The following is a 16,498-nucleotide window of genomic DNA, read 5'->3' on the forward strand; positions in this document are numbered from 1 at the left end:
GGGGGGGTTTTTTTTTTTTTTTTTTTGGGTGTTTTCCTCCCCGGTCGGGGGGGGGGGGGGGGCCCGCGGCCGCCCGGCGGGGGGGGGGGCGGGGGGGGGGGCCCCCCCCCCCCCCCCACGGTCATTCCGTCTCCGCCTGGCGCGCCACCGCGTCGATCGCCGCCAGTGACTTCCGCGCCTGGTTACGGTCCGTGGTGTACCAGAAGTCGGGCAGTGAGGACTTGAGATAGCCGCCGTACCGCGCGGTGGCCAGCCGCTGGTCGAGTACGGCCACCACGCCGCGGTCCCCCGACGCACGGACGAGCCGGCCGGCGCCCTGGGCCATGAGGAGCGCGGCGTGGGTGGCGGCGACCGCCATGAAGCCGTTGCCGCCGGCGTCCTCGACGGCCTTCTGCCGGGCACTCATCAGCGGGTCGTCCGGGCGCGGGAACGGGATCTTGTCCATGACGACCAGCTGGCAGCTGGGGCCGGGGACGTCGACGCCCTGCCACAGTGACAGCGTGCCGAAGAGGCAGGCCCTGGGGTCCGCCGCGAAGTTCTTGATCAGTTCGCCAAGGGTCTCCTCGCCCTGCAGGAGTATCGGGAACTCGGGAATCCGGACCCGCAGTTCCTCGGCGGCCTGCTGGGCGGCCCGCATCGAGGAGAAGAGACCGAGGGTGCGGCCGCCGGCAGCCTGGATCAGCTCGGTCAGTTCGTCGAGCATGTCGGCGCGGTCGCCGTCCCGCGCGGGACGCGACAGATGCTTGGCCACGTAGAGAATGCCCTGTTTCGGGTAGTCGAAGGGTGAGCCTACGTCGACGCCCTTCCACTGCGGGAGGTCGTCGCCCTCGGTGCCCTCCGGGGCGAGGCCCAGGGAGGCGCCGACGCCGTTGAAGTCGCCGCCCAGCTTGAGGGTCGCCGACGTGAGGACGACCGAGCGGTCCGCGAAGAGCTTCTCCCTGAGCAGGCCCGACACCGACATCGGGGCGACACGGAGGGAGGCGCCGCTGTGCCGATATGCGGCTCCGCCGCGGGGCTCGTGGCGTTCGTACCAGACGACGTCCCACTCGGAGCCGCCGACGATCCGCTCCGCCACGTCGTGCACGGTCTCCACCGAGGCCAGCGCCTGTTTGCGGACCGCGTCCTCGTCCTGGACCGACTTGTCGCGGGTCGTACCGATCGCGGAGATCACGGTCCGGGAGGCGTCCCTGAGCGCCGCCAGGGCGTACCCGAGATCCTCCGGAATCTCCTCCAGGCGCCCCGGCAGGGCCAGCTCCATCAGCCGTTCGAAGCCCTCGGCGGCGGTCTGGAGCTGGTCGGCGGCCTTCTCGTCGACCAGCTTGGCGGCGCGCCGAACCGCACGGTTGACCTGGCCCGGGGTGAGCTCGCCGGTGGCCACCCCGGTGACCCGGGAGACCAGCTCGTGTGCCTCGTCCACGATCAGCACCTCGTGCGGCGGGAGCACCGGGGCGCCCTCGATGGCGTCGATCGCGAGCAGGGCGTGATTGGTGACGACCACCTCGGCGAGCTTCGCACGCTCACGGGCCATCTCGGCGAAGCACTCGGCGCCGTAGGCACACTTGGACGCGCCGAGGCACTCCCGGGAGGAGACCGAGACCTGCGCCCATGCCTTGTCGGAGACGCCCGGTGTGAGGTCGTCGCGGTCGCCGTTCTCGGTGTCGTCGGCCCAGTCGCGCAGTCGCAGCAGGTCCTGGCCGAGCTTGCTGGTGGGCGCGGCCGCCTCGAACTGGTCGAAGAGGCCCTCCTCCTCGTCCTGGGGCACGCCCTCGTGCAGCCGGTGCAGGCACAGGTAGTTCGACCTGCCCTTGAGCATGGCGAACTCCGGGCGCCGGCGCAGCAGCGGGTGCAGGGCGTCGACGGTGCGGGGCAGATCCCTCTCGACGAGCTGTCTCTGCAGGGCGAGGGTCGCCGTCGCCACGACGACCCTCTCTCCGTGTGCGAGCGCGGGCACCAGATAGCCGAGCGACTTTCCGGTGCCGGTGCCGGCCTGGACCAGCAGATGGGATCCGTCGTCGATCGCTCCGGCGACCGATTCGGCCATGGTCACCTGGCCGGGGCGCTCCGTGCCGCCGACAGCTGTGACAGCGGCATGCAGGAGTTCAGGGAGTGAGGGCTTCGTCATAGCGCGACCACCCTACGGCCCGGCACTGACAATCGGGCGATCAAGGCGGGGACGTGGGGTGGGATCACGCCGGGGGCTCCGGACAGGCAGGCCAAGGGGGACGGCCGGGCCGGGGAACGGGCCGCCCGGAATTCTTTCGGACGGCCGGGAACTTGATCGGTCGCCGCTTCGTACTACATGTGTACACACAATTACTCAGCGCTACATCAGATGACGTAGGGACCGGTCCCGGATCATGAGGGCGGCCCGTTTGCCCGGCAGATCGACCTCGGCGGCGTAGCGGTAGCCGGCGTTGAGGAAGGCGGCCACGGAGGGGGTGTTATGAAGATCGGGTTCCGCGACGACTCGTGCACAGGCGGGGCGGTGATCGAGTACGAGATCGGCCACGGCCCTGAGCAGAGCGGACCCCAGTCCCCGTCCCCGGTCGGCGACATCGCCGACGAGAAGGTGGACACCGGTGTCGTGCGGGCGGGCCGGATAGTGGCGCGCGAGCGGGTCCAGGTCGGCTCGATAGATCTCCCAATAACTCATCGCGATGCCGTCGAGCATGCCCAGGCACGGCACGCTGCGTCCGTCTCCCGCGAGCTGGGCGCGCAGATGCTCCTCCGTCTGCGCGCGTGAGCCGGCCAACTGCCAGAACGCGGCCACGGCGGGGTCGTTCATCCAGCCGCTGATGATCGGCAGGTCGCGCTCGACGTGCACCGGCAGCAGCTGGAAGGCGCCGACCGGGGTCTGGGTGGGGCCCCAGCTGCCGACCTGGTCGAGCAGATCGAGCGCGTCCGGCGGGCCCGGGCGGCCGAGCGGTCCGGGCGAGCCGAGGACGCCGGGTGAATCGACCGGGCCGAGTCGGTCGTGGGTGGGCCCGTGGGTTTGTTGTCCGGCATCGGGAGTCTTCCCGGCGACGAGGGCGAGGAATTCGTCGGACAGGCGGAGGTCCAGGGTGTCCTCGCAGTCCCTGATGTCCTCGGCGGGTCCGGAACGGCCGGGGTGGACCGGGGCGGGGCCGGTGTCGGCGCTCGCGTCGGCGGGAGGCATCGTGCGCTCCTCTCAGGAGACGAGGTGGGTCATGTTCCTCGGTCGGTGAATGAAGGCGGTGAATGAAGGCGGTGGCTGAAGGGCGTGGGAAGAAGGGCGGTGATCGGTTGGGCGTCGGTGACGTTGTCGGTGGGGTCAGGAGGGCGCGGAATGAAGGGGGTTGGTGATGGTGACGTAGACGGACTGGGTGTCGACCGGGCCCACGAGTTCGTCGAGGCCGTGCAGCCGGGTCAGCAGGTTGGCCTTGCAGCGCAGGACGGGTGAGTCGAGCAGGCGGGCAGGGAGGGAGGTGCGCAGCGGGGCCGGGCCGGCGGCGGCGTCGGTGAGGAACCGGCGGAAGGCCGCGAGCAGCAGGCGCTCGTCGGCGAGCCGCTGGGAGCCGAACGCGCCGATCAGGCCGAGCACGTTGTTGATGCCGAGGTAGTAGGCGAAGCGTTCGTCGGTGACCTCGTCGGAGACGAAGGTGTCGCTGTGCTCGCCGATGCCGGGCAGCCGGGCGGCGAGGTCATCCCGTCGGGACTCGCGGAAGTAGTAGCCCTGGTTGTCGCGGTAGCGGCCACCGGCCGGCCAGCCGTCGTCGTCCAGCAGGAGCAGGGTGTTCTGCTGGTGCGCCTCCAGGGCGATGCCGGCCTCGCTGTCGAGCCAGAGCACCGGGCGGACGACCTGCTCCAGGTAGCGCAGGAACCACTCCGCGCTGACGGCACCGACCGGGCGGCCGGTGCGTTCGGCGAGCCGGGAGACCACCCGGGCCAGCCGGGAGCGGTTCGGCCGAGGCCGGCCCTTCGCCCCCGGGGCGTCGAGGGGCAGGGGTGTGACCAGCCCGGCGACGCAGGAGACATCGTCGGTCGGCGTGAACGGGTTGTGCCGGATCACCACGTCGAGTCCGGGTACCGGTCGGCCGTCCAGGCCGTCGACGGCCAGCCAGGCGGGGTCGCGCACGATGTCGAAACCGGGATGGGCGGCCTGCCACTGCTTGGCGAGGCCGGTGCGCAGCAGGCGGTGCACCTCGACGCCGCGGTGGAGTTCCTTGCGGAGGTTCTCCCGACGGGAGTTGGTGATGCGCAGGCCGAGCGACAGCTTGAGCATGGCGGGGGCACCGGTGCGGTGGACGGTTCGTACGGAGGAGGTGGGATGCCAGGGCGCGCCGAGCGGGCCCAGGTCGCGGAGGAGTCCGGCGTCGAGGAGCGCGGCGGTCTCCTCGCGGAGGCCGATCTCGCGGGCCTGCCAGGGGTGCAGGGGCAGGGCGGCGGCGCAGCCCTCTGGCAGGGGCAGGACCGTGCCGGACAGGCGTTCCATGAGGTGCGACGCGGGGAGGGGACGGCCTCGCTCGGTCCAGGCCGAGTCGGTGACGAGCAGGGAGGAGGCGACCGCCATCCAGTGCAGCGGGAAGGAGCCGCGCAGCTCCGGTGAGTAGAGCCGGGCTTCGGACTCGGTCAGGCCCTCGCGGCTCTTCGGGGTCGGGTGCAGCGGGTGCCCGAGGAGGAGTGCCTGCTCGGCGGTGAGGAAGCGGTCGGGGCCGTCGGCGGGGTGGGCGCGCCGGTCCGCGATGAAGGTGGCCGTGCGGCGCAGGGAGTCGGCGACCCTGGCCACGAGGTCGTCGCCGTCGGGGGTGGCCCACGCGTTGGGGGTGCCGTCGGCGGCGTGGCCGACCGGGCCGCGGACGGGGGCGGCGGCGCCTCCGGCGAGGCCGGTACTGTCCCCGGCGTGGCCAGTGCTGCCTCCGGCGTGGCCGGAGCCGCTCGCGGTGTGGCCAGTGCCGCCCGCGGTGTGGCCGGAACTGTCCTCGGTTCGGTCGGCCGTGCCCGCTGCTGCTGCGGTCGTTTCGCGGGTGAGCAGGGCGGCGAGGGTGACCGCGTCGACGGGTGGGGCAGTGTCGGGGGCGCCGGCCAGGCGGGGCGGGTCGAAGCGGTGCCAGCCGGCCGGGGACCAGTGGCGGACCGGGGTGATCAACGCCGTACCGCTCGCGGGCAGCGGGATGCGGAGGGTGCCGGTGGCGGGCGCGGGCAGGTTCGTCTCGCGGACCCAGCAGCGGAGCAGGTTCTCCACGGCAGCGGCCTGGGCGGCGATGTGTGGGGCGGGGTGTTCGAGGAGGTCTCCTGTGTCGTCGCGCGGTCGCTCGGGCTGGGCGCTGCGGCCTCGCTGCTGGGGGACCGACTCGGCGAGCGGAACGGGGCGCCCCGGCGGGCCCTGCTCTCCGTTGTCGTCGGGGGTGGGGGTGGCGTTCAAGGAGGGTTCCTCGGGGGGGCTCGGGCGGTGCGGGCGCTCGGCGTCGGGCCGGCGAACCGGGCTGGTCGGGTGGTGATCGGGTGGTGAGTCGAGTGCTGAGTGTCCTGATGAGAGGGGTGTGGATGATGTGGGGTTCGGTTGGCGGGGCCGTCGGCCGGGTCCGGGATCACGGGCCGGCTGGTCCGTCCTGGCTGCGCCGGTCGGCCGGCCTGCTGTCGGCGATTCGGCGGGCACGTCCCGCCCGGGGGTTCTGGGCGGTGGGGGTTGTGTGGGTGGTCTGGGTGCTCTGGGTGCTCTGGGCGGTCCGGACAGCCCCGGCGGCGATTCCCCTCCCGGAAGTTCGGTCGGCCGGTTCGTGTCGGGGGTGCCGCCCGGTCGTGGCGTTCCCGGTGTGCCGGTCAGTCGGCCGGCTCCTTGCGGCCCTCGGGGCGTCGCGGCCGAGCGCCGTGGGCGGCCGGGTCGCGGGCCACGGCTGCCACGGCGTCGGCGAGGCGGTCCAGTACGGCGGCCGCCTGTTCGTCGGTGATGGTCAGTGGCGGGAGCAGGCGTACGACACCGGCGTGGCGGCCGCCGAGTTCGACGATCAGGCCGCGTTCCAGGCAGGCGCGCTGCACGGCCGAGGCAAGTTCGGGGGCGGTGGGGCGGGGCCCGGGCCGGGCTTCACCGTCCCACTCGCTCACCGCATCGCCGGACATCCGCACCGCGCCGCCGGGTCCTCGAGCCCCCGCCTCCCCCATGGCCTCCTTCGCCTCCATCTCCTCCTTCCCGTCCTTCGCGCGCCCCTCCGCCGGCCCCGCGGGTCCCTCCCCCTCCGGGTCCACCAGCTCCACGCCGATCATCAGCCCCCGCCCCCGCACATCCCCCACGCACGCGAAGTCGTCCTGGAGTCGGCGCAGTTGGGTGAGCATCCGGGAGCCGAGGAGGCCGGCTCGTTCGGCGAGGGCGTTCTCGCGGACGTGGGCGAGGGTGGCGGTGCCGGCGGCCATGGCGAGCTGGTTGCCGCGGAAGGTGCCGGCGTGGGCGCCGGGTTCCCAGACGTCGAGGTCGTCGCGGTAGACGACGACGGCGAGGGGGAGGCTGCCGCCGATGGCTTTGGAGAGGACCATCACGTCGGGGGTGACGCCGCTGTGCTCGACGGCCCAGAAGGCGCCGGTCCTGCCCACCCCGGTCTGGATCTCGTCGGCGATCAGGGGGATGGACCGGTCGGCGGTGAGCTGGCGCATCCGGCGGAGCCAGTCGTCCGGCGCGGGGATCACCCCGCCCTCGCCCTGGACGGGTTCGAGGATCATGCCGGCGGGGAGGGGGATGCCGGACTTGGGGTCGTCGAGGACGGTCTCGGTCCAGCGGGCGGCGAGTTCGGCGCCGCGGGGGCCACCGACGCCGAACGGGCAGCGGTAGTCCTGGGGATAGGGCAGCCGGGCGACGCGCACGTCGCCCGCCCCGCCGGAGGCGGCCAGGGCTCCGGCGGTCATCCCGTGGTAGGCGCCGGTGAAGGCGAGGATGCCGGTGCGGCCGGTCGCGGCCCGGACGAGCTTGAAGGCGGCCTCGACGGCGTCCGTACCGGCGGGCCCGCAGAACTGGACGCGGGCGCGGTCGGCGAGGCCGGGCGGCAGAGTGCGGAACAGTTCGGTGACGAAGGCGTCCTTGACGGGGGTCGCCAGGTCGAGGACGGAGAGCGGGGCGCCGGAGTCGAGGACCTTGCGGATCGCCTCCAGCACGACGGGGTGGTTGTGGCCGAGGGCGAGGGTGCCGGCGCCGGAGAGGCAGTCCAGGTAACGGCGTCCGTCGGCGCCCTCGATGGTCAGGCCGCGGGCCCGCACCGGCACGATGGGAAGGGCGCGCGCGTAGGTACGTGCCCGCGACTCGCGCGCCGACTGGCGCCTCAGGATCCCCTCGTGCGCCGCGCGCGCTCCCCCGAACGCCCCCTCGGTCACCGACTCCGTCACGGCCACGGCTCGCTGTCCTCCCCGCTGTCCAGAGGCGACTTGATCGGCGGGCACCGGGCGCAGGCAGCGGGCCCCCCACCGTTACCAACCCCGGACCGGCCGACGGGTTACGGGTCGCCTCAAGATCCTTGCCGCGAGCTCGCCCTTCCCGGCCCATCCGCCGCTCGACCCGCCGGACACGGATCCACCTCCCGACCGCCTCCCGAACGCCCTCCCGACCGGCCCCCGGCCATGTCTCGCCAGGCGAATCGAGCGGTGCACAGCTTGGGCGAACGCGCGACGGCACCGGCTACATGCGACGCGTGGACCCCACGTACGAACTGGGGTTGCCTGGCTGGTGAGGCCGTAGCGAAACCGTTGCCCTTCCATCGGAAGCGGCGCACAGCGAGCGCATAGTGTGACGCTGAAGTTCCTTACCAACAGGGGGAGTCACCACCATGCGATCCATCCGGCCGTCGTTCACCCTTCGAGGTGGAAGGGGCGCGCCCCGTGCGCTGGCGGCCGTCGCCCTCGCCTCGGCGCTGTCGCTGACCGCCACCGCCTGCGGCGGCTCCGGCGACGACAACGCGGGCGGCCCGGCGTCCGCGTCCGCCACGGCCGACACCGGCGACGGCAAGATCAAGATCCCGGACGACATCAAGAACAAGCTCAAAGAGCACGGGATCGACATCGACAAGTGGAAGAACGGCGCGTGGAAGAACTGGGACAAGGACGACTGGCTGCGTGAGGCCAACGACTTCGTCAACCCCATCATCAAGGGCCTGTGGGACCCGAACCGGATGCGGGACGCCGACGACCCCGACAAGGACAAGGGCGTCGACGACAACGACCTCTCGGGTGACCAGGGGGTGACCGACCCGACGCCGGAGCCTGTTCAGGCGAAGGCGGTGCGGCCGGCGTACCACGCGAGTGCGGCCACGGCCGGGAAGGTCTTCTTCGACTCCCCCGAGGGCACGATGGTCTGCTCGGCGACGGTCGTCGAGGACCCCGCGCACCCGGGCAAGTCCAACCTGGTGTGGACGGCGGGGCACTGTGTGCACGCGGGCAAGAACGGCGGCTGGTACCGCAACATCGCGTTCGTGCCGTCGTACAACGACAAGGGGCTGACCGGTTCGGCGCTGGCGGCGGCGACCCGTTCGCAGGTCGCACCGTACGGCGTCTGGTGGGGTGACGGGGCGCAGACCTCGCAGCAGTGGATCGACCAGGGCGGTGAGACGGGCGGCGACGGTGCGTCGTACGACTACGCCGTGATCCATGTGACGCCCGAGCAGGGCAGCGGCGGCAAGTCCCTGGAGGAGACGGTCGGTTCGGCGCTGCCGGTGAACTTCGACGCGCCCGCGGTGCCGAAGGTGTCCAGCATCACCGCCACCGGGTATCCGGCGGCGAAGCCGTACGACGGGTCGCTGCTGTACCAGTGCGCGGACCGGCCGGGGCGGCTGTCGGTCGACGCGGCGGCGCCGACGATGTACCGGATCGGGTGCACGATGACCGGTGGGGCGTCGGGTGGCGGCTGGGTGGAGACGGGCGCCGACGGCAAGCCGGCGTTGGTGTCCAACACGTCGATCGGGCCGGTGAGTTCGGGGTGGCTGGCGGGGCCGCGGTTCGGTGATGTGGCCAAGGGTGTGTATGAGGGGGTCAGTAAGGAGTTTGCAGACCAGTGAGGGGGGTGGGTGTCGCCCTCGCGCCCTGGCACACAGGGTGCGTGGGCGGCTGACTCGCCGTCGTGGCTGATCGCGCCCACGCGGCGGAGCCGCATATCGACAACAGCCCCGCGCCCCTGAAGGGGCACGACAAGGCCCGCCCCCTTGAAAAGGGAGCGGGCCGCTGGCTTACGAAGTGTCAGGCAGCCGGAGCCGGCACGTACGGCGCGAGATCCGCCGCCAGTTCCTCGTGGACGCGGACCTTGAGGAGGGTGCCCTCGGCGGTGTGTTCCTCCGAGAGGACCTCGCCCTCGTTGTGGGCGCGGGCCACGAGCTTGCCGTGGGTGTACGGGACCAGGGCCTCGAGCTCCACCGACGGGCGGGGCAGCTCGTCGTCGATCAGGGCGAGCAGTTCCTCGATGCCCCGGCCGGTGCGGGCCGAGACCGCGAGGGAGCGCTTCTCGTTGCGGAGCAGTCGCTGGAGGACCAGCGGGTCGGCCGCGTCCGCCTTGTTGATCACGACGATCTCGGGTACGCCGGTGGCGCCGACGTCCCTGATCACCTCGCGCACGGCGGCCAGCTGCTCCTCCGGGACCGGGTGCGAGCCGTCGACCACGTGGAGGATCAGGTCGGCGTCGCCGACCTCCTCCATGGTGGAGCGGAACGCCTCGACCAGGTGGTGGGGCAGGTGGCGGACGAACCCGACGGTGTCGGTCAGCGTGTAGAGGCGGCCGCTCGGGGTCTCCGCGCGGCGGACCGTCGGGTCCAGGGTCGCGAACAGCGCGTTCTCGACCAGGACGCCGGCGCCCGTGAGTCGGTTGAGGAGGGAGGACTTGCCCGCGTTGGTGTAGCCCGCGATGGCGACGGACGGCACCTTGTTGCGGCGGCGCTCCTGGCGCTTGATCTCGCGGCCGGTCTTCATCTCCGCGATCTCCCGGCGCATCTTCGCCATCTTCTCGCGGATCCGCCGCCGGTCCGTCTCGATCTTGGTCTCACCGGGACCACGGGTGGCCAGGCCGCCGCCCTTGCCGCCGCCCATCTGGCGGGACAGCGACTGACCCCAGCCTCGCAGCCTCGGCAGCATGTACTGCATCTGCGCGAGCGAGACCTGTGCCTTGCCCTCTCGGGACTTGGCGTGCTGGGCGAAGATGTCCAGGATGAGGGCGGTCCGGTCGATGACCTTGACCTTGACGACGTCCTCCAGCTGGATCAGCTGGCCCGGGCTGAGCTCACCGTCGCAGATGACGGTGTCGGCGCCGGTCTCGAGGACGATGTCACGCAGCTCCAGGGCCTTGCCGGAGCCGATGTAGGTGGCCGCGTCGGGCTTGTCGCGGCGCTGGATGACGCCGTCGAGCACGAGCGCGCCCGCCGTCTCGGCGAGGGCGGCCAGCTCCGCGAGGGAGTTGTCCGCGTCCTGCACGGTGCCCGAGGTCCACACCCCGACCAGTACGACGCGCTCCAGGCGGAGCTGTCGGTACTCGACCTCGGTGACGTCCTCGAGCTCGGTGGAGAGGCCCACGACACGGCGCAGGGCCGCGCGCTCGGAACGGTCGAACTGATCGCCGTCCCGCTCTCCGTCGATCTCGTGGCTCCAGGCGACATCCTCTTCCATCAGGGCATCGGCCCGAAGACCGTCGGGGTAGTCCTGCGCGAGGCGCCTGGTGTCCTGGGAAGAGGAAGAAGAGGAGGTCATTGGGTCCTTACGTCGATGTGGATACCGAAGCCGGCGTTCAACTGTCTCAACGTACGAGTACCCCGGGAGATTCCCCTCGACCCGTACCGTGCCGACCTGTACCGACCTGAGCCGGCCTGTGCCGACCCCACGATGGTCGCACGGTACGCCCCGTCCCGGCATCGTGTTATTCGGGGGGCCGCCCCGCCGTCACTTCCTGGTCTGCTTCTTGGGGGCCGGTACCTGCTTCCAGTCCGGGTGGCCGGGCATCAGCGGGGTCTTCTCGCCGTAGAGCCAGGCGTCGAAGAAGCCGCCGAGGTCGCGGTTCGCAACGGCGGAGGCCAGGTGGACGAAGTCGGCCGTGGTCGCCGTGGCGTCCCTGTGCTGCTGGACCCAGATCCGCTCCAGGCGCTCGAAGGCCGACTTGCCGATCTCCTGGCGCAGGGCGTAGAGGGCGAGAGCGGCGCCGTCGTAGATGTTCGGGCGGAAGATGCTGATCTTCTGACCCGGCTTGGGGGCCTTGGGCATGGCCGGCGGTCCGCCTTCGGCGCGCCAGCGGTCGGAGAGGCCGTACGCGGCCTTCATGCGGTTGATCATGGGCTGGTGGCCCTTCTCCTCCGCGTACAACTCCTCGTACCAGGTGGCATGGCCCTCGTTCAGCCAGACGTCGGACCAGACGTGCGGGCTGACGCTGTCGCCGAACCACTGGTGGGACAGCTCGTGCACCATGATCGACTCGATGTACCACTTGGGGTACGCGGGCTCGGTGAACAGGTTCTTCTCAAAGAGGGAGAGGGTCTGGGTCTCCAGCTCGAAGCCGGTGGAGGCCTGCGCCATGAGCACGCCGTACGTCTCGAACGGGTACGTGCCAACCTTGCTCTCCAGCCAGGCGATCTGGTCCGGGGTCCTGGCCAGCCAGGGTTCGAGCTTCTTGGCGTCGGCGCTCGGGACGACGTCCCGGACGGGCAGCCCGTGCGGTCCCGCGCGGTGCAGTACGGCGGAGCGGCCGATGGAGACCTGGGTCAGCTCGGTGGCCATGGGGTGCCGGGTGCGGTAGGTCCAGGTGGTCGTGCGGCCGGACCGGGCCGTCTCGGTGGGCAGCCCGTTGGCGACGACGGTGTAGCCGTTCGGGGCGGTGACGTGGAAGGTGAACATCGCCTTGTCGGACGGGTGGTCGTTGCACGGGAAGACCAGGTGGGCGGCGTCGGCCTGGTTGGCCATGGCGAGCCCGTCGGTGGTGCGCACCCAGCCGCCGTCCTGGCCCTTGGCGGACACCGGGTCGCTGGTGTGCTTCACCGTGATGCGCGTCCAGTCGCCCTGTCGCAGCGGACTGCCGGGCGTGACGACCAGGTCCTCACCGGCGCCTTCGAAAGAAGCGGGCCGCCCGTCGACCTCGACGGACTGGACCTTGCCGTGCGCGAAGTCCAGGTTGAGCCGGTCCAGGCCGGTGGTGGCGACGGCGTTGATGGTGGTGACGGCCTGCAGCGGCTTGTCGTTGCTGCCGGGATAGGTGAAGGAGAGGTCGTACGACGCCACGTCGTACCCCGGGTTGCCGAGGTACGGGAAGAGCCGGTCGCCCAGGCCCAGCGGGACCGGCGGGGCGCTCGCGCCGAGAAGGGCGACGGAGACGGCGGAGGCGAGGAGAGCGGCGGCCCGCCGGTGCCGGAGCGGGCCGGTGACGCGCCGGGCCGGGCGGGTGCCTTCCGGCAGCGGGCGGGTACGTCCCGGCAGCGGGCGGGTGCGGAGGGTGAGCGGCATGGACCACCGCTACCAGCGCACCCCACCCTCACGTCGACGAATCGCGACCAATCCACTCGAACGAGTAGCTCACTGGTGTTGCGCTCGGCCGACGTCGTACACACCGGGCACGTTGCGCATCGCGCGCATCAGGGCGGGCAGGTGGGCCGCGTTGGGGAGCTCCACGGTGTACGTGTGGCGGACGCGCTGCTGGCTGGGGGGTTCCACGGTCGCCGAGACGATCTCGGCGCCCTCCTGGGCCATCGCCTCGGTGAGGTCGGCGAGCAGATGGGGGCGCCCGAACGATTCGGCGACCAGGGTGACCCGGCAGGCCGTGCTGTCGCCCCAGCTCACGGCCACCTCGGGGCGCCCGGAGCTCTTCATGTGCAGCACCGAGGCGCACTCCACGCGATGCACGGTGACCGCTCCCCCGCGCACGGCGAAGCCGGTGACCTCGTCGGGCGGTACGGGGGTGCAGCAGCCGGCGAGCCGTACGGTCGCTCCGGGGCGGTCGGCGACCACGGCGCTGGCGGTCCGGGCGGCGCTGCTCGGGGCGCCGCCGGGGGCCGGAGAGTCGAGTACGGGACGGCTGATGACCGGGGCCGGCGGCTCTTCGGCACGGTCCGGGTGGGCGGCGAGCCAGCGCTGGATGGCGATCCGGGCCGCCGGGGTGTGGGCGTGCTCCAGCCATTCCCGGGAGGGCTCGGAGGCCGGGTCCTGGCCCATCAGGAGCTGGACGGTGTCGCCGTCCCTGAGGACCGTGCTGAGGGTCGCTAGGCGGCCGTTGACGCGGGCGCCGATGCAGGCGTGGGCGTCCTCGCCGTACTGGGCGTAGGCGGCGTCGACGCAGGTGGCGCCCTCGGGGAGGCCGAGCGCGCCGCCGTCCGGGCGGAAGACGGTGATCTCGCGGTCCTGGGCGAGGTCCTCGCGCAGGGTGGACCAGAAGGTGTCGGTGTCCGGAGCGGCCTTCTGCCAGTCGAGGAGACGGGAGAGCCAGCCGGGGCGGGTGGGGTCGGCGCGCTCGCCGTTCTCCGGGTCCTCCGCGGAGTCGGAGGCGGGCGTACCGGTGGCAGGGGCGTCGGCGCCGGGGGTCTCGGCGGCCGGGGCGTAGGGATTGCCGAGGGCGACCACGCCGGCCTCGGCGACCTTGTGCATCTGGTGGGTGCGGATGAGGACTTCGACGACCTGTCCGTCGCCGCGGGCGACCGCCGTGTGCAGCGACTGGTACAGGTTGAACTTCGGTACGGCGATGAAGTCCTTGAACTCCGAGACCACCGGGGTCAGACAGGTGTGCAGTTCACCGAGGACGGCGTAACAGTCCGCGTCCTCGTTGACCAGCACGAGCAGCCGGCCGAAGTCGGCGCCGCGCAGTTCGCCGCGTTTGCGGCTGACGCGGTGGACGGAGACGAAGTGCCGGGGGCGGATGAGGACTTCGGCCGGGATGTCGGCGTCGCGCAGCACTCCGCGGACCTCGTCGGCGATCTCGGCGAGCGGGTCGCCGGTGCGCGCCGCGTTCCCGGCGATCAGCTCGCGGGTGTGCTCGTACTCCTCGGGGTGCAGGATGGCGAAGACCAGGTCCTCCAGCTCGGTCTTGAGCGCCTGCACGCCGAGCCGCTCGGCGAGCGGGATGAGCACGTCACGGGTGACCTTGGCGATGCGCTCCTGTTTCTCGCGGCGCATCACGCCGAGGGTGCGCATGTTGTGCAGACGGTCGGCGAGCTTGATCGACATCACGCGGACGTCGCTGCCGGTGGCGACGAGCATCTTCCGGAACGTCTCGGGTTCGGCGGCGGCCCCGTAGTCGACCTTCTCGAGCTTCGTCACCCCGTCGACCAGGTAACGGACCTCCTCGCCGAACTGTTCCCGTACCTGGTCCAGCGTCACATCGGTGTCCTCGACGGTGTCGTGGAGCAGGGACGCCGTCAGGGTCGTGGTCTCGGCGCCGAGTTCGGCGAGGATGAGGGTGACCGCGAGGGGGTGGGTGATGTACGGCTCGCCGCTCTTGCGCATCTGGCCGCGGTGCGAGGACTCGGCCAGGACCCAGGCGTGGCGCAGGGGTTCGAGGTCGGCGTCGGGATAGTGGGCGCGGTGCGCCTCCGCGACATGGCCGATGGCATCGGGGAGCTTGCCGCGGGCGGCGTTGCCGAGCAGCGCGGCCCGGCCGAGCCGGCGCAGGTCGATCCGGGGGCGGGCCTTCCTGCGGACCGCCGCTGTGGGCGCTGCAGGACCGGGCGTCGCAGGGTTCGTGGCCTCCGCACTCATGGGCACACCTCCGGCTCGTGGACCGGCGGACGGGGCCCCAGGGCATACGCGGCTCAGGGATTGGCGACGTTCCCCCGTCCGTGCCGGTGCTTGATGCTACCGAGCCCATCGCGCCCGATTGACCGGCTCCCGCCGAGCGTGAAACGGATCACCCAATCGAGCGACGATTTCGAGGTTTACGATTTTGCGCCACCTGTTCGGGGGGTGGCCGATGTTTCTCGCCACCGCGGCAACGCGGGCCGTGGATCCGGGCGTTGGAGCACCGCCCGGACCACGGTTTACGACATGCGGTCAGCTCGGCGGACGGCGCTTTCCAGCCACTCCGTACTGATCTCGCCCGTGGCGACAATCACTGCGGGGCCGGTCATCTCGATCTCGCCGTCGGGCCGCTCGGTGATGACGAGCCGTCCGCCGGGCACGTCCACGGTGTACGTCGCCGGGGCACCGGTGACCGTGGGGTCGCCGCCGTCACGGCGGGCGGCGGCCACGGCGACCGCGCAGGCGCCGGTGCCGCAGGAGCGGGTCTCACCGGAGCCGCGCTCGTGCACGCGCATCGCGACGTGGTGGGGGCCGCGGTCGACGACGAACTCGACGTTGACCCCTTCGGGGTAGGCCGACGGGGGGCTGAAGGGGGGCGGGCTGTAGAGGTCACCGGCGTCCGCGAGGTCCTCGACGAAGGCGACGGCGTGCGGGTTGCCCATGTTCACGTTCCGCGCGGGCCAGGTGCGGTCGCCGACGCTCACGGTCACGTCGCCCTCGGGGAGGCGGGCGCGGCCCATGCCGACGGTGACGTCCCCCGCGGCGGAGCCGCTGTCGGACACGGTCTTCGCGATGTGCACGGTCTTGACGCCGCCGCGGGTGGCGACGGCGAGGTCCCCCTCCGTGACATGGCCGGCGTGCTGGAGGTAGCGGGCGAAGACGCGGACGCCGTTGCCGCACATCTCGGCGATCGAGCCGTCGCCGTTGCGGTAGTCCATGAACCACTCGGCGTCGGCGGCCATCCCCTTGGCCTCGGGGTGCGCGGCGGACCGCACGACGTGCAGCACGCCGTCGGCACCGATGCCGGCGCGGCGGTCGCAGAGGGCAGCTACGGCGGCCGGGGTGAGGTCCAGGGCGTTGTCGGGGTCCGGGACGATCACGAAGTCGTTCTCGGTGCCGTGGCCCTTGAGGAAGGGGATGCTCATTCTTCGAGGGTAAGGGAGGGTTGCGTGGTGGTTCGGGTGCGGGTGGGTGGGGGCTGGTCGCGCCCACGCGGCGGAGCCGCAGATGAATACAGCCCCGCGCCCCTTTCGGGGCACTCCGGTCCGGGGCGTTTTCAGCGCAGGCGCGCTACGCGCCACACCGCCAGGACGGCCACGATCGCCACCAGGACCACGTAACCGATCACCACGCGCCAGTCGGGCCGCCGGCCCGAGCCCCGTGCCGGGAGGCCGGGCCACGTGTAACCGACCTTCCTCGCCGCCATCATTCCCCAGCCCGCCGCGCAGGAGCAGATCAGCAGGCCCAGCATCGCGATCACCGCGCCGCTGTCGCCGAAGTCGAAGGCCAGCGGGAAGGCGAACATCAGGGAGCCGACCGCGGCCAGGCCCACGATGGGGGCCAGCTGCCACAGGCGCAGGCGGCGCTGCGGGCGGAGCTCCACCTCGACCTCGGGGCCGCTCGCGAACATCTCCTCCGGCTCGGGGCCGTCGGCGGTGACGCCGCCGCCCACCGTGTCGTCCGGACCGTCGGAGCTCAGCCGGTCCTCGGCCTCCACTGCCTCACTGGCCCCGACTGCGACGTGCTCGGTGTCTTGTGCGGTGTCGCGAGGGCCGGCCTCCATCGCCACGCGCCCTCCCAACCTAGGACTCCACTTGCG

General features: G+C 72.0%; 10 protein-coding genes. 1 reads left to right on the forward strand and 9 read right to left on the reverse strand.

All coding sequences use genetic code 11. The features are described 5' to 3' along the window. Positions 1 to 121: 121 nt before the first annotated feature. From ABZ887_RS35260 to ABZ887_RS35275, 4 genes are all read right to left on the reverse strand, one after another. A complete protein-coding gene (locus tag ABZ887_RS35260; protein ID WP_361298695.1) occupies positions 122 to 2,122 on the reverse strand; it encodes an ATP-dependent DNA helicase in 2,001 nt (666 codons plus the stop codon). Positions 2,123 to 2,323: 201 nt separating this feature from the next. Then, positions 2,324 to 3,157, reverse strand: coding sequence for a GNAT family N-acetyltransferase (locus ABZ887_RS35265; RefSeq protein WP_361298698.1), 834 nt, complete (start codon positions 3,155 to 3,157; stop codon positions 2,324 to 2,326). Positions 3,158 to 3,292: 135 nt separating this feature from the next. After that, positions 3,293 to 5,383, reverse strand: a complete 2,091-nt coding sequence (locus ABZ887_RS35270) for an IucA/IucC family protein (RefSeq protein WP_361298701.1) — start codon at positions 5,381 to 5,383, stop codon at positions 3,293 to 3,295. Between the two features lie 398 nt (positions 5,384 to 5,781). Next, complete coding sequence (locus ABZ887_RS35275; RefSeq protein WP_361298704.1) at positions 5,782 to 7,335, reverse strand: diaminobutyrate--2-oxoglutarate transaminase family protein; 1,554 nt, start codon at positions 7,333 to 7,335, stop codon at positions 5,782 to 5,784. 431 nt (positions 7,336 to 7,766) lie between these two features. On the opposite strand from ABZ887_RS35275, the gene ABZ887_RS35280 reads away from it, so the two are divergent. Further along, the gene (locus tag ABZ887_RS35280) at positions 7,767 to 8,990 is read left to right on the forward strand and encodes a hypothetical protein (RefSeq protein WP_361298707.1); all 1,224 of its coding nucleotides are present in this window, start codon (positions 7,767 to 7,769) and stop codon (positions 8,988 to 8,990) included. Between the two features lie 178 nt (positions 8,991 to 9,168). On the opposite strand, the gene hflX is transcribed toward ABZ887_RS35280, so the two are convergent. The 5 genes from hflX to ABZ887_RS35305 all read right to left on the reverse strand — a co-directional run bounded on the left by hflX (position 9,169) and on the right by ABZ887_RS35305 (position 16,462). Then, positions 9,169 to 10,662 (reverse strand): GTPase HflX, encoded by a 1,494-nt coding sequence (hflX, locus tag ABZ887_RS35285; RefSeq protein ID WP_361298710.1) that lies wholly within the window; start codon positions 10,660 to 10,662, stop codon positions 9,169 to 9,171. Between the two features lie 189 nt (positions 10,663 to 10,851). After that, positions 10,852 to 12,399, reverse strand: a complete 1,548-nt coding sequence (locus ABZ887_RS35290) for a M1 family metallopeptidase (protein WP_361298713.1) — start codon at positions 12,397 to 12,399, stop codon at positions 10,852 to 10,854. A 69-nt stretch (positions 12,400 to 12,468) separates the two neighbouring features. Further along, complete coding sequence (locus ABZ887_RS35295) at positions 12,469 to 14,640, reverse strand: HD domain-containing protein (protein ID WP_361298716.1); 2,172 nt, start codon at positions 14,638 to 14,640, stop codon at positions 12,469 to 12,471. Between the two features lie 278 nt (positions 14,641 to 14,918). Beyond that, on the reverse strand, positions 14,919 to 15,824 hold the full coding sequence (dapF, locus tag ABZ887_RS35300) for a diaminopimelate epimerase (protein ID WP_361298719.1): 906 nt from the start codon (positions 15,822 to 15,824) through the stop codon (positions 14,919 to 14,921). A 131-nt stretch (positions 15,825 to 15,955) separates the two neighbouring features. Further along, complete coding sequence (locus tag ABZ887_RS35305) at positions 15,956 to 16,462, reverse strand: hypothetical protein (RefSeq protein ID WP_089104357.1); 507 nt, start codon at positions 16,460 to 16,462, stop codon at positions 15,956 to 15,958. Positions 16,463 to 16,498 lie beyond the last annotated feature (36 nt).

This window comes from Streptomyces sp. NPDC047061, from assembly GCF_040643955.1.
Taxonomy (GTDB): Bacteria; Actinomycetota; Actinomycetes; order Streptomycetales; family Streptomycetaceae; genus Streptomyces.